At 69.0% G+C, this 17,030-nt stretch carries 16 protein-coding genes and 1 pseudogene; 6 read left to right on the top strand and 11 right to left on the bottom strand.

The genetic code is table 11. The annotated features are described in order from the left end of the window. Positions 1-11: 11 nt before the first annotated feature. The 3 genes from NE2_RS14960 to NE2_RS14950 all read left to right on the top strand — a co-directional run bounded on the left by NE2_RS14960 (position 12) and on the right by NE2_RS14950 (position 3,010). Positions 12-977, top strand: a complete 966-nt coding sequence (locus tag NE2_RS14960; RefSeq protein WP_063026589.1) for an ABC transporter ATP-binding protein — start codon at positions 12-14, stop codon at positions 975-977. Continuing rightward, on the top strand, positions 974-2,632 hold the full coding sequence (locus NE2_RS14955) for an ABC transporter permease (RefSeq protein WP_063026587.1): 1,659 nt from the start codon (positions 974-976) through the stop codon (positions 2,630-2,632). The genes NE2_RS14960 and NE2_RS14955 overlap by 4 nt, the downstream gene beginning before the upstream one ends. Positions 2,633-2,761: 129 nt before the next feature. Beyond that, positions 2,762-3,010, top strand: coding sequence for a hypothetical protein (locus tag NE2_RS14950; protein WP_030514899.1), 249 nt, complete (start codon positions 2,762-2,764; stop codon positions 3,008-3,010). 28 nt (positions 3,011-3,038) lie between these two features. Here the strand turns inward: NE2_RS14950 and glgC are convergent, their stop codons facing one another. Then, positions 3,039-4,253, bottom strand: a complete 1,215-nt coding sequence (glgC, locus tag NE2_RS14945) for a glucose-1-phosphate adenylyltransferase (protein WP_030514900.1) — start codon at positions 4,251-4,253, stop codon at positions 3,039-3,041. 171 nt (positions 4,254-4,424) lie between these two features. Between glgC and glgA the strand changes: the two genes are divergently transcribed. Beyond that, positions 4,425-5,582 (top strand): glycogen synthase, encoded by a 1,158-nt coding sequence (gene glgA, locus NE2_RS14940; protein ID WP_063026763.1) that lies wholly within the window; start codon positions 4,425-4,427, stop codon positions 5,580-5,582. Here glgA and NE2_RS14935 read toward each other — a convergent pair. Continuing rightward, positions 5,558-6,058, bottom strand: a complete 501-nt coding sequence (locus NE2_RS14935; RefSeq protein WP_084494064.1) for a DoxX family protein — start codon at positions 6,056-6,058, stop codon at positions 5,558-5,560. The genes glgA and NE2_RS14935 overlap by 25 nt on opposite strands. 87 nt (positions 6,059-6,145) lie before the next feature. On the opposite strand from NE2_RS14935, the gene NE2_RS14930 reads away from it, so the two are divergent. Then, complete coding sequence (locus NE2_RS14930) at positions 6,146-7,006, top strand: sigma-70 family RNA polymerase sigma factor (RefSeq protein ID WP_063026761.1); 861 nt, start codon at positions 6,146-6,148, stop codon at positions 7,004-7,006. Positions 7,007-7,022: 16 nt separating this feature from the next. On the opposite strand, the gene NE2_RS14925 is transcribed toward NE2_RS14930, so the two are convergent. From NE2_RS14925 to NE2_RS14890, 9 genes and pseudogenes are all read right to left on the bottom strand, one after another. Further along, positions 7,023-7,925, bottom strand: a complete 903-nt coding sequence (locus tag NE2_RS14925) for a putative RNA methyltransferase (RefSeq protein ID WP_084494049.1) — start codon at positions 7,923-7,925, stop codon at positions 7,023-7,025. Positions 7,926-8,066: 141 nt separating this feature from the next. After that, entirely contained in the window at positions 8,067-8,234 is a 168-nt protein-coding gene (locus NE2_RS34965) for a DUF3117 domain-containing protein (RefSeq protein WP_064902036.1), read from the bottom strand. Positions 8,235-8,414: 180 nt separating this feature from the next. Then, positions 8,415-8,987, bottom strand: a complete 573-nt coding sequence (locus NE2_RS14920; RefSeq protein ID WP_106958511.1) for a DNA-3-methyladenine glycosylase I — start codon at positions 8,985-8,987, stop codon at positions 8,415-8,417. Positions 8,988-9,790: 803 nt separating this feature from the next. Next, positions 9,791-10,111: pseudogene (locus NE2_RS14915) on the bottom strand (DivIVA domain-containing protein); the annotation flags it as partial. A gap of 62 nt (positions 10,112-10,173) precedes the next feature. Continuing rightward, the gene (locus tag NE2_RS14910) at positions 10,174-11,310 is read right to left on the bottom strand and encodes an Mrp/NBP35 family ATP-binding protein (RefSeq protein WP_063026583.1); all 1,137 of its coding nucleotides are present in this window, start codon (positions 11,308-11,310) and stop codon (positions 10,174-10,176) included. Positions 11,311-11,451: 141 nt separating this feature from the next. Continuing rightward, positions 11,452-12,288, bottom strand: coding sequence for a lytic transglycosylase domain-containing protein (locus NE2_RS14905; protein WP_063026755.1), 837 nt, complete (start codon positions 12,286-12,288; stop codon positions 11,452-11,454). A gap of 164 nt (positions 12,289-12,452) precedes the next feature. After that, positions 12,453-13,910 carry a lytic transglycosylase domain-containing protein gene (locus tag NE2_RS14900; RefSeq protein ID WP_228817290.1) on the bottom strand — a complete coding sequence of 486 codons (1,458 nt, stop codon included), beginning with the start codon at positions 13,908-13,910 and terminating at the stop codon, positions 12,453-12,455. A 163-nt stretch (positions 13,911-14,073) separates the two neighbouring features. After that, positions 14,074-14,682, bottom strand: a complete 609-nt coding sequence (locus NE2_RS14895) for a DUF1003 domain-containing protein (protein WP_063026579.1) — start codon at positions 14,680-14,682, stop codon at positions 14,074-14,076. Continuing rightward, a complete protein-coding gene (locus tag NE2_RS14890; RefSeq protein ID WP_083871196.1) occupies positions 14,679-16,031 on the bottom strand; it encodes a magnesium transporter MgtE N-terminal domain-containing protein in 1,353 nt (450 codons plus the stop codon). Before NE2_RS14890 ends, NE2_RS14895 begins: the two co-directional genes overlap by 4 nt. A 50-nt stretch (positions 16,032-16,081) precedes the next feature. On the opposite strand from NE2_RS14890, the gene NE2_RS14885 reads away from it, so the two are divergent. Beyond that, complete coding sequence (locus NE2_RS14885) at positions 16,082-17,029, top strand: HpcH/HpaI aldolase/citrate lyase family protein (RefSeq protein ID WP_063026753.1); 948 nt, start codon at positions 16,082-16,084, stop codon at positions 17,027-17,029. Position 17,030: the final 1 nt, after the last annotated feature.

Below are 17,030 nucleotides of genomic sequence, written 5' to 3'. Positions count from 1 at the left end.
AAGGAGATTAGATGTCATCGGCAATCGAGGTCCGGAAGCTGCACAAGCATTTCGGATCGGTACGCGCCCTGGACGGCCTCGACCTCGAGGTCGCCGAGGGAGAGGTGCACGGCTTCCTCGGGCCCAACGGGGCCGGCAAGTCGACCACCATCCGCATTCTGCTCGGCATTCTGGCGCGTACCTCGGGGCAGGCCCGGGTGCTCGGGCGCGATCCGTGGACCGATGCGGTCGAGTTGCATCGCGATATCGCCTACGTCCCGGGCGATGTCACGCTGTGGCCGTCGCTGTCGGGCGGGGAGACGATCGATCTGCTGGCGCGGATGCGCGGCGGCATCGATACCGCGCGCCGCGCCGAGATGATCGAGCGCTTCGAACTCGATCCGCGCAAGAAGGCGCGCGCATACTCCAAGGGCAACCGGCAGAAGGTGGCACTCGTCTCCGCGTTCTCCTCGAACGCGCGACTGCTGTTGCTCGACGAACCGACCTCGGGTCTGGATCCGTTGATGGAACAGGTCTTTCGCGAATGTGCGCGAGAGGCGGCCGAGCGCGGTGCCACCGTGCTGCTGTCGAGCCACATCCTCTCCGAGGTGGAGGCGCTGTGCGATCGGGTCACGATCATCCGCGCCGGTAAGACCGTCGAGAGCGGCACCTTGGCCGAGATGCGTCATCTCAGCCGCACGTCCATCAAGGCCGAACTCATCGGCGACCCGGGCGATATCGGCGCCATCGCGGGCGTCGAGGACGTCACGATCGAGGACCACACCCTGCACTGCCAGGTCGACAGCGAACATCTCGGCGAACTGATCCGGGTGCTCGGCGACGCCGGAGTGCGCAGCCTCGTCAGTCAGCCGCCGACGCTGGAAGAGCTGTTCCTGCGCCACTATTCGCTCGACGGCGACGCGCCGGCCGATGCCCGGCGACCCGCGCACACGTCCGGGTCGCGGGACGAGCAGGCATTGAGCGAGGCGACGAAATGACCACCGCGACCCTCGACCGCCCGCATGGCGGATTCGCCGAACGCTCCACTCGGTCCTCGGATCTCACCGGCACCGGGCAGCTACTGCGCCTGTATCTGCGGCGGGACCGCATCGTATTGCCGCTGTGGGTGCTGCTGCTCTCGGCGCCGCTGGGCAGCGTCTACGTCTCCAGCGTGAAGAATCTGTACTCGTCGCCGGCCGATCTGCAGAATTTCGCGCACACCATCCTGTCCAGCCCGGCGCAGCTGGCGTTGTACGGCCCGATCTACAACACCAGCATCGGTGCGGCCGGCGTGTGGAAGGCAGGGGCGTTCTACACCCTGATCGGCATCGCCACGATTCTCACCGTCATCCGGCACACACGCGCCGAGGAGGAGACCGGACGCGAGGAGCTGCTCGCCTCGACCCGGGTGGGCCGCTTCGCCGCCCTGACGGCGACCCTGTTGCTGACCTGCGCCGCCTGCGTGGCGGTCGGAATCGTCGCGACGCTGAGCATCGCCTCGGCGGGAGTGCCGTTCGACGGTTCGCTGGCCTTCGGCGCGGCGCTGGCGGCCTCGGGCATCGTCTTCGCGGCCGTCGCCGCGGTCGCCGCGCAACTGAGTGCGAGTGCCCGGCTGGCCCGCGGCATCGCGCTGGCGGTGCTCGCGGCGACCTTCACCCTGCGCGCCATCGGTGACGCGCGGGCCGGAGACGGTCCGACCGACATCTTGACCTGGCTGTCGCCGCAGGGCTGGTCACTGCAGGTCCGTCCCTTCGCCGGCGATCGCTGGTGGGTGCTGTTGCTGCATGTGGTGACCACCGTCGTGCTGGTCGCGGTCGCCTACACGCTGCTGCGGCGGCGCGACATGGGGGCCGGACTGATCGCCGACCGGCCCGGTCCCACCGCCGGATCGGCGCTGCTGAGCGGGCCGTTCGGGCTGGCCTGGCGGTTGCAGCGCGGCACCCTGGCGGCGTGGATCGTCGGGCTCGCGCTCTACGGCCTGATCATCGGCAGCGTGGTTCACGGCATCGGCGACGAGATCGGCTCCAGTCAGACGGTCCGCGACATCATCGCCCGGCTCGGCGGTTCGCAGGGGGTGGAACAGGCCTTCCTGAACACCGCCTTCTCGATGGTCGGCCTGGGCGCGGCGGCCTTCTCGATCTCGGCCGCGCTGCGGATGTACGCGGAGGAGAGCGACGATCGCGCCGAAACCGTCCTCACCGGCGCCGTCGGCCGAATTCGCTGGGCCGCAAGCCATCTGATCTTCGCATTCGGCGGTCCGGTGGTGGCGCTGTTCGCCTCCGGTGTGATCGGCGGCCTGTCCTACGGGATCGCCGCGTCGGATATGGGCGGCAAGTTCCCGCAGGCGCTGGAAGCGGCGATGATCCAGATTCCCGCGGTGTGGGTGTTCACCGCGATCACCGTGCTGCTGTTCGGACTGCTGCCGCGCTGGACTCCGGTGGCGTGGGGTGTGTTCACCGCGGGGGTGGCGATCTATCTGCTCGGCTCGATCTCCGGTATGCCGCAATGGGTTCTGGACCTCAACCCCTTCGGTCATCTGCCGAAACTGCCGGCGGAGGACTTCCGCGCGATGCCGGTGATCGTGCTGCTGCTGCTCGCCTTGGTGATCACCGCGATCGGACTCGCGGGCTGGCGCCGACGCGATCTGCGCTGATCCGCAAGGCATTTCGCCGCCCGGTCGCTCCCCTCCCGGAGCGCCGGGCGGCACTTTCCGTGGCCGGGACCACCGGACTGCCGATACCATTGGCACAGTGGGTAATTCGGCGGTACCGGGAGGCGGGGAGTGTACGAGCGCGGAATCCTGATCGAGGTCGCGCCTCGCGGGTGGCTGGTCCTGGCTCTCGTCAGCCTCGGCGCGGCGGTCTTCGTGGCACTGCTGGTGATGCTGCTGGTCAGTGACGACAAGTTCGACGATCCGTCGAGATATCCGAGAGTGCCGCACGGTACCTGTGCGCCGTTCTGCTACACGCCGGAAAGTCCGGGAGTCACCGAACCGGCCCCGCCGCCGCAGTATCCGATGCCGGGCCGCTGAGCGGGCTGCTCACCCCGACATCGGGGGCTCAGACCCAGACGCCCTTGCCGACGGTGACCACGCCGCCGTTGCTCACCGCGAACCGCTCGCGGTCGCGGTCCAGATCGACGCCGATGATCTCGCCCTCGCCGACCATGACGTTCTTGTCCAGGATCGCGCGCCGCACCACCGCACCGCGGCCGATCCGCACTCCGGGCATCAGCACACTGCCCTCCACGGTCGCCCCGTCCTCGATGAACACATTCGAGCTCAGCACCGAATTGCGCACCGTCGCCGCGGACAGGATGCTGCCCGCGCCCACGATGCACTCCTGGGCGAGCCCGCCCTGCGCGAATTTCGCCGGTGCCAGATTCTCGGCCGTGCCTCGAATGGGCCAGTGCTTGTTGTAGAGATTGAAGATCGGGTGCACCGAGACCAGATCCATATGGGCTGCGTAGAAGGCGTCGATCGTCCCGACGTCGCGCCAGTAGCCGCGGTCGCGGTCGGTGGAACCCGGAACGTCGTTGCGCGCGAAATCGTAGACACCGGCCTGCCCCTGGGAGACCAGCGCCGGGATGATGTCGCCACCCATGTCGTGATCGGAATCGACATCGTCGGCATCGGCACGGATCGCGTCGACGAGAACCTTCGTGGTGAAGACGTAATTGCCCATCGAGGCGAAGGTCATATTCGGATCGTCGGGTGTGCCGGGCGGATGGACCGGTTTCTCCAGAAATTGCGTGATGCGGCCCGATTCGTCGGAATCGATGCACCCGAAGGCACTGGCCTCGCTGCGCGGCACCCGGATTCCGGCCACGGTCACCCCCGCACCGGAATCGATGTGATGGGCGACCATCTGTTCGGGATCCATGCGATAGACGTGGTCGGCGCCGAACACCACGATGTAGTCGGGATCCTCGTCGTAGATCAGATTCAGCGACTGCATGATCGCGTCGGCGCTGCCGGTATACCAGCGCGGTCCCAGCCGCTGCTGGGCCGGGACCGGAGTGATGTATTCGCCGCCGAAGCCGGACAGCCGCCAGGTTTGGGAGATGTGCCGGTCCAGGGAATGCGATTTGTACTGGGTCAGCACACAGATGCGCAGATAACCGGCGTTGACGAGGTTGGAGAGGACGAAGTCGATCAGGCGGTACGCGCCCCCGAACGGGACCGCCGGCTTGGCGCGGTCCTTGGTGAGGGGAAAGAGTCGTTTGCCCTCACCACCGGCTAGCACTACTCCGAGTACGTGCGGCTGGCTCCTCACGGAATTCAACCTACCGTCCCAGGCCACGGCGTGTCCGATGCCGGTTCACTCCGGCGTGGCCGGGCAGGTGTGGTGGGGCGGGGGCGTACCGATTAGGTTGGACCGGTGAGTTTCGCGGATGGCGGCCGCGAGCCGATATCGCCTGCCGACCCCGACCGGCTCCGGGTCGCGATGTTGACCCGCGAATATCCCCCCGAGGTGTACGGCGGGGCCGGCGTACACGTGACCGAACTGGTCCCGCAGTTGCGTCGGCTGTGCGACGTGACGGTGCACTGCATGGGCGCCGAACGCGGTGATGCGGTGGTCCATCAGCCCGATCCGATGCTCTACGCCGCCAATTCCGCCCTGCAGATGATGTCGGCGCAGTTGCGCATGGCCGATGCCGTCGGCGCGGTCGACGTCGTTCACTCCCACACCTGGTACACCGGGCTCGGGGGACATCTGGCCGCGAGTCTGTACGGCATCCCGCACGTCCTCACCGCGCATTCGCTGGAACCGCGCCGGCCGTGGAAGGCCGAACAACTGGGCGGCGGTTACCGGTTGTCGTCGTGGTCGGAGCGCACCGCGATGGAGAATGCCGACGCGGTGATCGCGGTCAGCGAGGGCATGCGCCACGATGTGCTCGATGCCTACCCGACCGTGGACCCCGGGCGAGTACACGTCGTGCACAACGGAATCGACACGCGGGCCTGGTTCCCGGGCGGGCCGGTGCCCGAGGCCCGCGATGTCCTCGCCGAACTGGGGATACGCGACGATGCGCCGATCGCGGCGTTCGTCGGCCGCATCACCCGGCAGAAGGGGGTCGCCCACCTGCTCGCCGCGGCGCGCGATATCGACCCGGGGATTCAGCTGGTGCTGTGTGCCGGCGCACCGGATACGCCGCAGCTGGAGGCCGAGGCGGCCGCGGCGGTGCGCGAACTCGCGGCGACACGCGGCGGCGTGTTCTGGGTCCGCGATATGTTGCCGACCGAGCAGGTGCGCCAGATCCTCTCCGCCGCAAGCGTTTTCATCTGCCCCTCGGTGTACGAGCCGCTCGGGATCGTGAATCTGGAGGCGATGGCCTGCGGTACCGCGGTGGTCGCCTCGGACGTCGGCGGGATTCCGGAAGTGGTTCTCGACGGGCAGACCGGACGACTGGCGCATTACGACCCGCAGGCGCCGCGCGACTTCGAACGAGACCTCGCCGACCTGGTCAACGACCTCGCGGGGGACGCGGAGACCGCGGCGCGGTTCGGGGCGGCCGGCCGGGCACGCGCGACGGCCGAATTCAGCTGGGCGCAGGTCGCCGCCCGCACCACCGACCTCTACGACCGCATCCGCAAGGGCTGACGGCCGGGCAGGCAACGGTCGGCGGGCCGTAGCGCCCAGGACGTGACGGTCAGCGCGGTCATGACGCTCAAAATCCCGACTTCCGCGCGGGCGTACCCGGTGACCAGATGTGAGGCGATCGCGCCGGTGTAGACGAAAAACGTTCCGGCATAAGCCCATTCCTTGCACAGGGGGAGCCGGGGAGCGGCCAGCACGATCGCGGCCGGGATCTTCCACACGCCGAGCAACACCAGGAAATAGCGTGGATACCCGAGCTGGGTGACCACATCGGTCACGAACGGGATGCGGGCGAGATCCCAGATGCCGCCCACCCCGGCCTCGGCGACAATGGCCGCGGTGGCGACCCGATAACCGACGGTGCGGTAGCGGCCGTCGGCGATCGCGAGCACGGGTGAGCGGTCGCGGCGGGCAAGGTGTCCGATGGTGCCGGCCGACGTGGTCGTACCGGCCGGCGCGGAGCGGGAAAGACTGCGCATGGCTGCCTCCTGGCTGATGATGGTGAGTGGTCGCACTGATACGGCCACACTTGATACGGCGTAGCGCGTGGCGAGGATGTGACCGGCGTGAGCGAGCGCGACCAGGCCCTGCAACGGCTGCACGACCAGCGACCGCGATTACGGGCGCTCGCGCACCGCATGCTCGGCTCGGCGACCGATGCCGAGGATGCCGTCCAGGAGACCTGGCTGCGCGTGCATCGCAGCCCGCCCCGCGCGGTCGGCAACCTCGATGCCTGGCTCACCACGGCTGTGGCGCACACCTGCCTGGATCTGTTGCGCACCCGACGGTCTCGGCCCGAACACCCGAGCGGCACCCAGCTGCCGGATCCGCTGCTCGTCGCCGCCGACGGTCCCGCGGCGCCGGAAGAGCAAGTGCTGCTGGCGGATTCGGTCGGCCTGGCGATGCAGATGGTGCTGTCACAGCTGGATCCGGCCGAACGTATCGCCTTCGTTCTGCACGACAGCTTCGCGGTGCCGTTCGATCACATCGCCGCACTGTTGGACCGGACCCCGGCCGCCGCCCGCCAATTGGCCAGTCGCGCTCGTCGCCGGCTGCGGGCCGCGCCGACACGCGACGGGGACCTCGCCGACCAGCGCGCGGTGGTGGAGGCGTTCTTCGCCGCCGCCCGCCGTGGCGACTTCGAGGCTCTGGTGGCGCAGCTGGCCCCGGAGATCGTGCTGCGCGCCGACGCCGGTGCGGGAGTCGGTTGGGAAATTCACGGCCCGCGCGACACCGCCACCCGCGCCCTGCTGTTCGCCCGGCCGACCTCGGATGTGCGGCCGCTGCTGGTGAACGGCGCCGCCGGTGCGGTGATCATGTTCGACGGGCAGCCCGGGGTGCTGCTCGCCTTCACGGTGACGAACGGACGTATCGCGGAGATCTACGTCTATGCCGACCGGGAGCGGGTTGCGGCCTTCTTCCGGTGAGCAGGGTGGTCGCCGGTCAGCGGTGGTAGGCCGCGACGGTGACCGAGGCCGTCACCGGCATCGCTTCGGGGAGACCGGCGATCAGGTCGTCGCGGGATGCGGCGGCGTGATGAGCCGACGGACCCATGCCGACCACATTCGCGATCGCGGCGTGATCGAGGGTCATCTCGTATTCGACCGTGACGCGTCCGGCAGGCCGGAAATCCGTGGCCAGCGCGTCGGTCAGGCGTGAGTCCTTGTCCGTCTGCACGCCCACCATGTCCAGCGGGGCGATGAGTTCGGCCAAGTGGCGCGGCGTGGGTGTGACGACGACGAAGGCGCCGCCGGGGCGCAGCACCCGCGCGACCTCGGCCGGATTGCGCGGGGCGAAGACGCACAGCACCCGGTCGAGCGCACGATCCCGGATCGGCAGCCCCCGCCAGACGTCGGCGAGGATCGATGCCGCACGCGAATGGGCGCGAGCGGCCCGGCGCGCCGCCGGTTTCGAGACGTCGAGTGCGATGCCGTGCGCGGCGGGCGCCGCCTCCAGCCCGGCGGCCAGGTAGTAACCGGTGCCGGCGCCGATTTCGAGGATCGTGCCGGTCGGTGCGCCGTCCGCGACGACGTCGGCCGTCGCGCGCGCGATCGGGTCGAAATGGCCCGCGCTCTGGAATCGTGCCCGGGCGTCCAGCATGTCGGCGGTATCGCCGGTCATCTTGGTCGCGGCGCCGGTCAGCAGGCTGACATAACCCTGTTTGGCGATGTCGAAGCTGTGGCCCGACTCGCACACCAGGCGACGATCCCGGAGCTCGACGCCCGCACGACATTCCGGGCAGGCCACCGCGGATGCGATCGCGGCCAAGGGCGAGGCGTGGTCTGTGGGCGGCTCCGGCGTCGTGCCCTGTGCCGCCTGCCGTGTTCCGCGGTTCGGTCCGGTCATGCGATCCGCCGGGCATTCTCGGCCGCCCGGTCGAGGAGGCCGACGCGACGGGCGCAGATCCAGCCGGTGACCCGGCCGGATCTGCGCGCGCGGGTTCGCGCCGGCAATTTCATCACCGGTGTATTTCGTTGGGTCGAGCGGCTAGCTGGTGACCGCGGTGAGCTCTTTACCGAGAGCTGCCGCTTCCTCCGGCGTGAGCTCGACGACCAAACGCCCGCCACCCTCGAGTGGAACCCGCATGACGATTCCACGCCCTTCCTTGGTTGCCTCGAGGGGACCGTCCCCGGTGCGGGGCTTCATGGCCGCCATCCTCTGCTCCCTCCAGATCCGCGCGGTCTGCTGCGCACTTCTCGGAACTAATGTGTTGTCACCAACAGGCAGCCGCCGGACGCGACAGGCATGTCCGGTTGGGCTGCACCACGCCTATTCTTCCTTATCAGCGAACCGGCCGGGTACCTGAGTTCGAAAACCGACCGGCGTGGCGCGCGATCAACGCCGCAGATCGACCCAGCAATCGGCCAGATGGTCATCGACCATTCCGGTCGCCTGCATCAATGCGTACGCCGTGGTCGGACCTACGAACCGGAACCCGCGCTTCTTGAGTTCTCTTGCGAGAGCGACGGATTCGGGTGTGACGGCGGGCACGTCGGACAGTTCGCGCGGGCGCGGGCGAGCGGGCGGCGCGAACGACCAGAGCAGCTCGTCCAGCCCGGGGCTCAACTCCCGTGCAACCCGGGCATTGGCGACACAAGCAAGGATTTTGGCGCGATTGCGCACGATGCCTGGATCGGCCAGGAGCCGCTCCACATCGTCATCCCCGAATTCGGCCACCCGGTCGATGGCGAATCCGGCGAAGGCCACGCGGAACGCCGGCCGCTTGCGCAGGATCGTGATCCAGGACAGCCCAGACTGGAACGCCTCGAGACACATCCGCTCGAACAGCGCGTCGTCGCCGTGCAGCGGCCGGCCCCACTCGGTGTCGTGATAGTCCCGGTAGAGCCGCGAGGACTGCGACCAGCCGCAGCGCACCTTCCCGTCGTCCACCACCGCCTCGACGCTCATCGAAGCCCTCCGGCGGCCGGAGGGGGGTCTCCCGGTAACGGCGGCGGCGCCCAGCCGGTCGCGGGTGTCTCCGTCGCCGGGGCGAATCCGGTCGTCGAGTCCGGCCCGGAGGGAGCGATGTAACCGGTGGTTCCTGCCACTCCCGCTTCGCTCGTGTGCTCCGACTCGGGGCGGACGGTCGTCGACCGGTCGGTCGGCGCCACACCGTCGTGCCCGTCGGAAGCCTGCGGGGTGGTGCCCTGCTCGACGGAGCCCGATGCCGGTGCCTGCGCGGTGGCGTCGGTCGGTGAAGCGACACCGACCGTGCCCGGGGCCTGCCCGATGCTGCCCGGCCCACCGACAGCGGACCCGGTGGGCGTGGCGGTGTGGGGGCCCGCGACGGTCGGGGCGGTGCCGGTAGCCGGTGCGTATCCGTTCGCCGGGTAGCCGGTTCCGGGGAAGGCGGTGCCGGGGAGGGCGGTGCCGGGGAGGGCGGTGCCGGTGGGCATTCCCGACCCGGCGGGCAGGCTGCCGAAACCACCACCGGGGGCGAAACTCGCGCCGGGGGTGAAGCCGGTGCGGGAGCTATCGGCAGGACTCTGACCGGTCGCACCGCCGACAGCCGGGGTGCCTGGACCGGTCGAAGCCGGTCCACCTAGATCGTTGGGAGTCGCGATGCCGGGACCGGCCAAGGTGGCGCCGCCGGGACCGGCGAAGGTGGCGCCACCGAAGGAGGTTCCGGTGCTGAAGTTGGTGGTCGTACTGTTGCCGGCGGCCGGGGGCGTGTCCGTGGGAGGGAGCATGCTTCCCGTATTCGGTTGCGCCGGTCGGGTTTCCGGTTCTCCGGCGGCGGATAGGGAGGTGCTGCGGCTGCGCTCGAGTAGCATTTCCAGCTCGTCGATCCGGGCGGCCAATCGACTCAGCGCCCAGTCGACCTCGCCCGCCTTGTACCCCCGGAACACCTGCTGGAACCGCAACGCGCGCACATCCGAGCCGCGAATCCCCGCGGCGGGCAGCACCGTCACCGTCGTCCCCTCCGGCAGCGGCCCCAATTCCTCCCCGCGCCCGAACACCGCACTGGCCACCAGGAACAGCAACGCGGCCACCAAGCCGACGATGAGCACGTACAACAGCAGCGTGAGCATAGGTCGAGCTTAGGTGGCGACACCGACAGCGATCTCGGCAGCTGTGGCGGGCCGGTACCGCCCTACAGGTGACGGGTGGTGTCGATGCCCAGCGACATGCCCGCCAGCCCGCGGCGGCGCACCGCCAATTTATCGGCGATCCCGAGAAGGGCTTGTGCCGCGGGGTTTTCCGGGTCACTCAGCACGATCGGGGTGCCCTCGTCACCGGCCTCGCGCAATTCCTGGGTGATCGGGATCTGGCCGAGCAGCGGCACCTCGGCGCCGACCGCGCGGGTGAGCCGGTCGGCGACGGCCTGGCCGCCGCCCGAACCGTAGAGCTCCATGCGGGATCCGTCGGGCAGATCCAGCCACGACATGTTCTCCACCACACCGGCGATGCGCTGGCGGGTCTGCAGGGCGATGGCCCCGGCCCGTTCGGCGACCTCGGCGGCGGCCGGCTGCGGCGTGGTCACCACCAGGATCTCGGCGTTGGGAATCAGCTGAGCGATGGAGATCGCGACGTCACCGGTGCCGGGCGGCAGGTCCAGCAGCAGCACGTCCAGATCGCCCCAGAACACGTCGGCCAGGAACTGCTGCAGCGCCCGGTGCAGCATCGGGCCGCGCCACACCACGGGGGTGTTGCCCTGGGTGAACATGGCGATCGAGATGACCTTCACGTCGTGGGCGACCGGCGGCATGATCATCCGCTCGACCTGCGTGGGCCGCTGGTCCGTGCCGAGCATGCGCGGTACGGAATGGCCGTAGATATCGGCGTCCAGCACGCCGACCGACAGACCTCGCGCGGCGAGCGCGGCCGCGAGATTGACCGTGACGCTCGACTTTCCGACGCCGCCCTTACCGGAGGCGACCGCGTACACGCGGGTCAGCGATCCGGGCTGGGCGAACGGGATCACCGGGTCGGCGGAATCGCCGCGCAGCTGCTTGCGCAGTTCGGTGCGCTGCTCGTCGCTCATCACATCGAGGTCGACGGTCACGGCACCGACGCCGGCGACGTCGGCCACCGCCTTGGTGACCATCTCGGTGAGCTTGGTGCGCAGCGGGCAGGCCGCGGTCGTCAGATAGATCTCGACGTGCACACTGCTGTCGTCGCGGACCGAGACGCTCTTGACCATGCCGAGTTCGGTGATCGGCTTGCGGATCTCCGGGTCGTCCACCTTTGCGAGCGCGCCCCGCACATCCGTTTCCGTAACCACTGGCATAGCCGTGAGTCTAGCGACCGGAGCGACGAGGCCGGAGGCGGCAGCCTGCGTAACCCCGGAGGCCGCCGCGTAGGTCGCCATAGACACAGCGACCGGAGCGACGAGGCCGGAGGCGGCAGCCTGGGCCCGTCACCGTCCGGCTCAGATACGCGGCAGCTGGCTGGGCTTGGGCGCCACACCCGTGCGGTACGCGACCTCCCACGCCATCACATTGGCGACGTAGGCCATCGAGTTGTTGTAGCGCATGATCGCCTTGGACTGCTGCGACAGATCCGTCATGTCCAGCCCGCCCGAGCAGAGGTAGTTGCCCGCGGTCAGGGCGGCGTCGAACAGGTTCTGCGGATCGGCGATGCCGTCGCCGTCGCCGTCTCCGGCGAATTTGCGCCACGTCTCGGGCAGGAACTGCATCGGGCCGACCGCCCGGGTGAAGCCCTGCATGCCGCCGTCGAGGTCGTCGCCGTTCGCGTGCACGACGTTGTTGCCCGCCAGGCTGCCGTCGAGGACGGGCCCGTAGATCGGGTCGAGCGCGACACCCTTGGAATCGGCCTTGCCGTAGGCGTGATGCGATTCGACCTGTCCGATACCCGCAAGCACCGACCACGGCATGTGGCAGTCCGGTTCCTCCTGGGCCAGAATGCGTTCCGCGTTCTGGTACGCCGCGTAGGCGATGCCGGGCATACCGTTGGGCCCCGGCGGCAGATCGGCGGCGACCCGGCCTTCCGGCTGCGCAACGGTTTTCACGATCGGCGGGCCGGGATGCTTTGCGGCGCGCATCATTTCGTCCGGCGCGGCCTGCTGGTCGACGGCCTGCTGGGCGTCCGGAGTGTGTTGCGGCAGAGCCACAGCGGTGAATTCGCCGGTGTTGACCTCGGCGGCAGAGGCGCCGACGGCGACGAGTCCCGCGGGGACGAGTCCGGTCAGAGCGATAACGGATCCGCGCCGGACAGGGGTGGCCGGCTGCTTACGGTGACGTCCCACGATGTGGTGACCCTCCAATGCTCGCTGTGAGCTTTTCGTGACACAACGAGATCAGATTACCGCATCCGAGACCTTTTCGTTACTGCTTCGTGACCGCCTGTCCCGTTTACGTCGAAACCCCCGCCTCAGCGGGGGTTTCGGATCGCAGCGGGGGTATCGAGCGACTACTGCGGCGGCGCCGGCGGACCCGGCAGGACGGGCAGCGGGACGACGATTCCGAACGGCAGCGTGATTCCCGGCTGCTGGGTCGGGCTCGGCGGCGCCGCCGGTGCGGGCGCGGCAGCCTCCGGGCCGGGTTCCGGTGTCTTGGAAGGCGTTTGCGACTGCTGCTCGGGCGCGGCCGGTGCCGGTGCCCCGTCCGGCTGTGCCGGTGCCCCGGGTTGGCTGCCGGGCGCCGGCTGGCCCTGTGGCTGCGTGCACGCCGGGGCCGCCGGCTTCGGTGCGTTCGGATCGGCCGGGGCCGCATTCTGATTCGCGGGCTGATTCGCGGGCGCGTTCGGATCGACGGGCTTGCCCTCGGCGGCCTGCGGATCGAACGGGCGCACCGGGTCGCCCGCCGCCCAGCGCTGAGTCTGCGCGGGTGCGGCCGGTTGTGCGGGTTGCCCGGGTTGCGGCATCGGCGCCGGCACCACGGCCGGATCGCACGGATTCGGCTTCGGCGGCGGGCAGAAGATGCCGCACGGAATCGGCGGCAGCCCCGGAATATTGATCATCACCTGGGTCGGCTGCTGCGGCGTCGGCACGGTGGTGGTGGCCTGCGACGGCGGCGCGGTGGTGGTCGGAATGCTGCCGTTGGCGGCGAGGATGTCCGGGCCCGCGGGCGGGGCCTGCATCGTGCCCGGCGGAATCAGATCGGGCGAGATCTGCACCTGGGTCGGCGCGCCGCCGGTCTTGTAGGCATTGGCCCAGCTCAGCACGTTGGCGGCGTAGGCCATGGAGTTGTTGTAGCGCAGGACCGCGCGCAGTTCCTGCTGCGGGTCACGCAGATTCAGCCCGCCCGAGCACAGGTACTTGCCCGCGGCCAGCGACGCGTCGAAGACGTTGTTCGGATCCGCGACGCCGTCGCCGTTACCGTCGGACGCGTACAGCGACCAGGTGCCGGGCAGGAACTGCATCGGGCCGACCGCCCGCACGAAATTGCCGTCGGCGGCCTTGATGACCTCGTTACCCGGCAGCGTGCCGTCCAGCGACGGTCCGTAGATGGTGCCGATGGTCGTGCCCGCGGCGTCGGTGCGGCCGTGCCCGGCGTGATTGGACTCGATGCGCCCGATCCCGGCGAGCAGGCTCCAACTCAGACCGCAGTTCGGCTCCGAGGACTGCAGTGTCAGTTCGGCATTGCGATAGGCGGCGAGCACGATCTCCGGAATTCCGAAGGCTCCGCTACCGCCCGGCAACGCGATGTCCCGCAGCGGCACGGTACCGCCGAACAACGGCGCCCCATCCGCGGGCGCCGTCATAGCTCTGAGTTTGCGAGGAGGTTCGGGAGCGGCCGGTACCAGCCCCACCGCCTCGGGGTCGGAGTTGCCGGCGTCGGTGGGGGAGCTTGCTGCCGCCAAGCGCGCCTCGGCCGTCTTGGGCGCACTGGTTCGCGCGGTCGTGTGCGCCGCCGAACCTGTAGCCATCAAACCCGCAACCACCAGCGCCGATACGGTAATCGGTCCAGATATTCGCATCGGCACAACCAATCCCCTCGTAGTCGTTGAGCGACCTGATTCGCGCGGGGCCGCCACGGACAACGTGATCCAGGTTACCTGTCGGTCAGCACCTTGTTATCGATAATTGCGGTCAGCCGCCATCTATTTGAGGCGAAATCGGTACTCGACCCCTCTTTCGATCGGTACTTTTCTTGGTCTTCGCCGTCTCGACAGCATCTTCGTCGTCCAGGGGCGTGTGTAGTTGGAGCCGCGCCAGAGCGTCCTTGATGTCTTCGAGTTCGCGGCGCAGATAGTCGCGTGTGGCCACCTCGCCCACCGCGATCCGCAGCGCCGCCAGCTCCCGTGCCAGGAATTCGGTGTCGGCCTTGGTTTGTGCCGCGCGGCGGCGATCCTCCTCCAGAGATACCTTGTCGCGGTTGTCCTGCCGGTTCTGGGCCAGCAGGATGAGCGGTGCGGCATATGCGGCCTGGGTGGAGAAGGCCAGGTTGAGCAGGATGAACGGATACGGATCCCACTGCAGGCTGACCGCGAAGACATTGAGCCCGATCCAGACCACGACCACGACGGACTGCAACAGCAGATATCGGCCGGTTCCCAGGAACCGGGCCACCGTCTCACTGCCCCGCGCCACCGCTTCGGCGTCGATCTCGAACCGGAACCGCGATTCGACCGGGGTCTCCAGGCGCTGCCGCGCGATCGGCTTGTCCGGACGGGCAGCGCGTTCGCTGCGCTCACTCATGCTTTCGCCTTTCCGGCCGCCGCTTGCCCTGCCTCCGCCGCGCGGCCCGCCGCCGCGATCGAATGAATGGTGCTCGCCGGCTCGGAGGCGTCCTCATCCTGTTCGCGCCAGTCCTCGGGCAGCAGATGATCCAGCACGTCGTCGACGCTCACCGCGCCGAGCAGGTGATTCTCCTCGTCCACCACCGGCCCGCAGACCAGGTTGTAGGTCGCGAAATAGCGGGTGACCGCGGTGAGCGCGGCATCGGGATGCAACTGGGTCAGATCGCTGTCGACCAGGCCGCCCACCAGCGTCGCGGGCGGCTCCCGTAGCAGCGCCTGAGTGTGCACGCAGCCCAGGTAGCGCCCGGTCGGCGTGGCCGTCGGCGGGCGCACGACGAACACCATCGAGGCCAGCGCCGGTGTCAGATCGGGATCGCGGATGCGGGCCAGCGCTTCCGCGACGGTCGCCGCGGGGGTGAGGACCACTGGGCGCGGCGTCATCATGCCGCCCGCGGTATAGGGCGAATATTCGAGCAGGCGTCGCACCGGCTCCGATTCCTCCGGATCCATCAGCGCCAGCAGCGCCTCGGCCTCGCCGGTGGGCAGCTCGCCGAGCAGGTCGGCGGCGTCGTCGGGGTCCATCGCCTCGAGTAGATCGGCCGCGCGTTCGACACCCAGGTTCTGCAGCACGTCGACCTGGTCGTTCTCCGGAAGTTCCTGCACGACGTCGGCGAGTCGTTCGTCGTCGAGGGCCCGGGCCAGTTCGATCCGGCGCTTCTCGGGCAGTTCGCGCAGCAGATGCGCCACGTCGGCCGGGCGCAGGCCCTCGAACTGGCCGAGCAGCTGGGTGACGTCCTGACCGGGCAGATTCAGTTCGTGCTGGGTCAGCCCGCGCACATCCGACCACTCGACCACGTGCACCTCGCGCCGCCGGCCCAGGCGCCGATGTCCGCGCACCGCCACCCGTGAGAGCACCCAGTCGCGGGTGCGGCTCTGTTCGATGCCGAGGTCGACGACGAAGACGTCCACCCCTTCCAGGTCCGGCAGTTCGGGGTCGACGACGCGCACCTTGGAGTCGAGCACCTGCGCCAACGCCAGCATTTCGCCGGGCCGCTGTTCGAAGCGGCGCAGGCTCACGGTGCCGGTGTTGAGGTTGACCGAGTTCGGCTCGATCGCGTTGACCCGCAGCATCGGGACGAAAATACGTTTGCGCGTGGGTAATTCGACCAGCAGTCCCAGCACCCGGGGTTGCTGGCGGTCGTAGCGGATGGAGATCACCACGTCCCGCAGACGGCCGATAGACTCGCCGTCCGGACCCAGTACCACCAGGCCCGCCAGCCTGGCGGCGAAAACTTTCGTTGCTGCCATAAGTGCAAGGCTATGTGGTGCCGCCCCGCGAGACGATTCAGGAGCCGCCCATGTCAACGCGTCGATCGGTGCTAGCCGTACCCGGCAGTAATCTTCGGATGATCGACAAGGCCAAGGGTTTGCCCGCCGACGAGATCTTTCTCGACCTCGAGGATGCCGTCGCTCCGCCCGCCAAGGCCGCCGCCCGCGCCAATATCGTCGCCGCGCTGAACTCCCCCGGCTGGGGCAATCAGATCAAGGTGGTGCGGGTCAACGACTGGACGACGGAATGGACCTACGCCGACGTCATTTCGGTGGTCGAGGGCGCAGGCCGCGATCTGGACGCGATTCTGCTGCCCAAGGTGCTCGACGGCGCCCAGGTGCGCGCGCTCGATCTGCTGCTGACCCAGCTGGAGAAGGCCAACGGCCTCGAGGTGGGCCGCATCGGCATCGAGCCACAGATCGAGAACGCGCAGGGACTGCGCAACATCGACGAGATCGCCACCGCCAGTCCGCGCGTGCAGACCCTGGTCTTCGGTCCCGCCGACTTCATGGCCAGTATCAATATGCGCACCCTGGTGGTCGGTGAACAGCCCGAGGGCTACGCGCCCGGCGACGCCTACCACCACATTCTGATGACCATCCTGCTCGCCGCCCGGGCCCACGGCCTGCAGGCCATCGACGGTCCCTATCTGCAGATCCGCGATCTCGACGGCTTCCGCCGCGCCGCATCCCGCACCGCGGCCCTCGGTTTCGACGGCAAATGGGTGCTGCACCCCACACAGGTCGAGGCGTGCAACGAGATCTTCAGCCCGCGCCAGGCCGATTACGACCGCGCCGAGGAAATCCTCGACGCCTACGCGTATCACACCTCGACCGCCGGCGGCGCCCGCGGCGCGGTCATGCTCGGCGACGAGATGATCGACGAGGCCAGCGCGAAGATGGCGCAGGTCGTCGCGGAGAAGGGCCGGGCCGCGGGGATGGCCCGCACCACGAGTTTCGTCCCGCCGCAGGCATAGC

The sequence above is a fragment of the Nocardia elegans NBRC 108235 genome (assembly GCF_001612845.1).
Taxonomy (GTDB): Bacteria; Actinomycetota; Actinomycetes; order Mycobacteriales; family Mycobacteriaceae; genus Nocardia; species Nocardia nova.
This window is presented reverse-complemented; position numbering and strand designations above follow the sequence as displayed.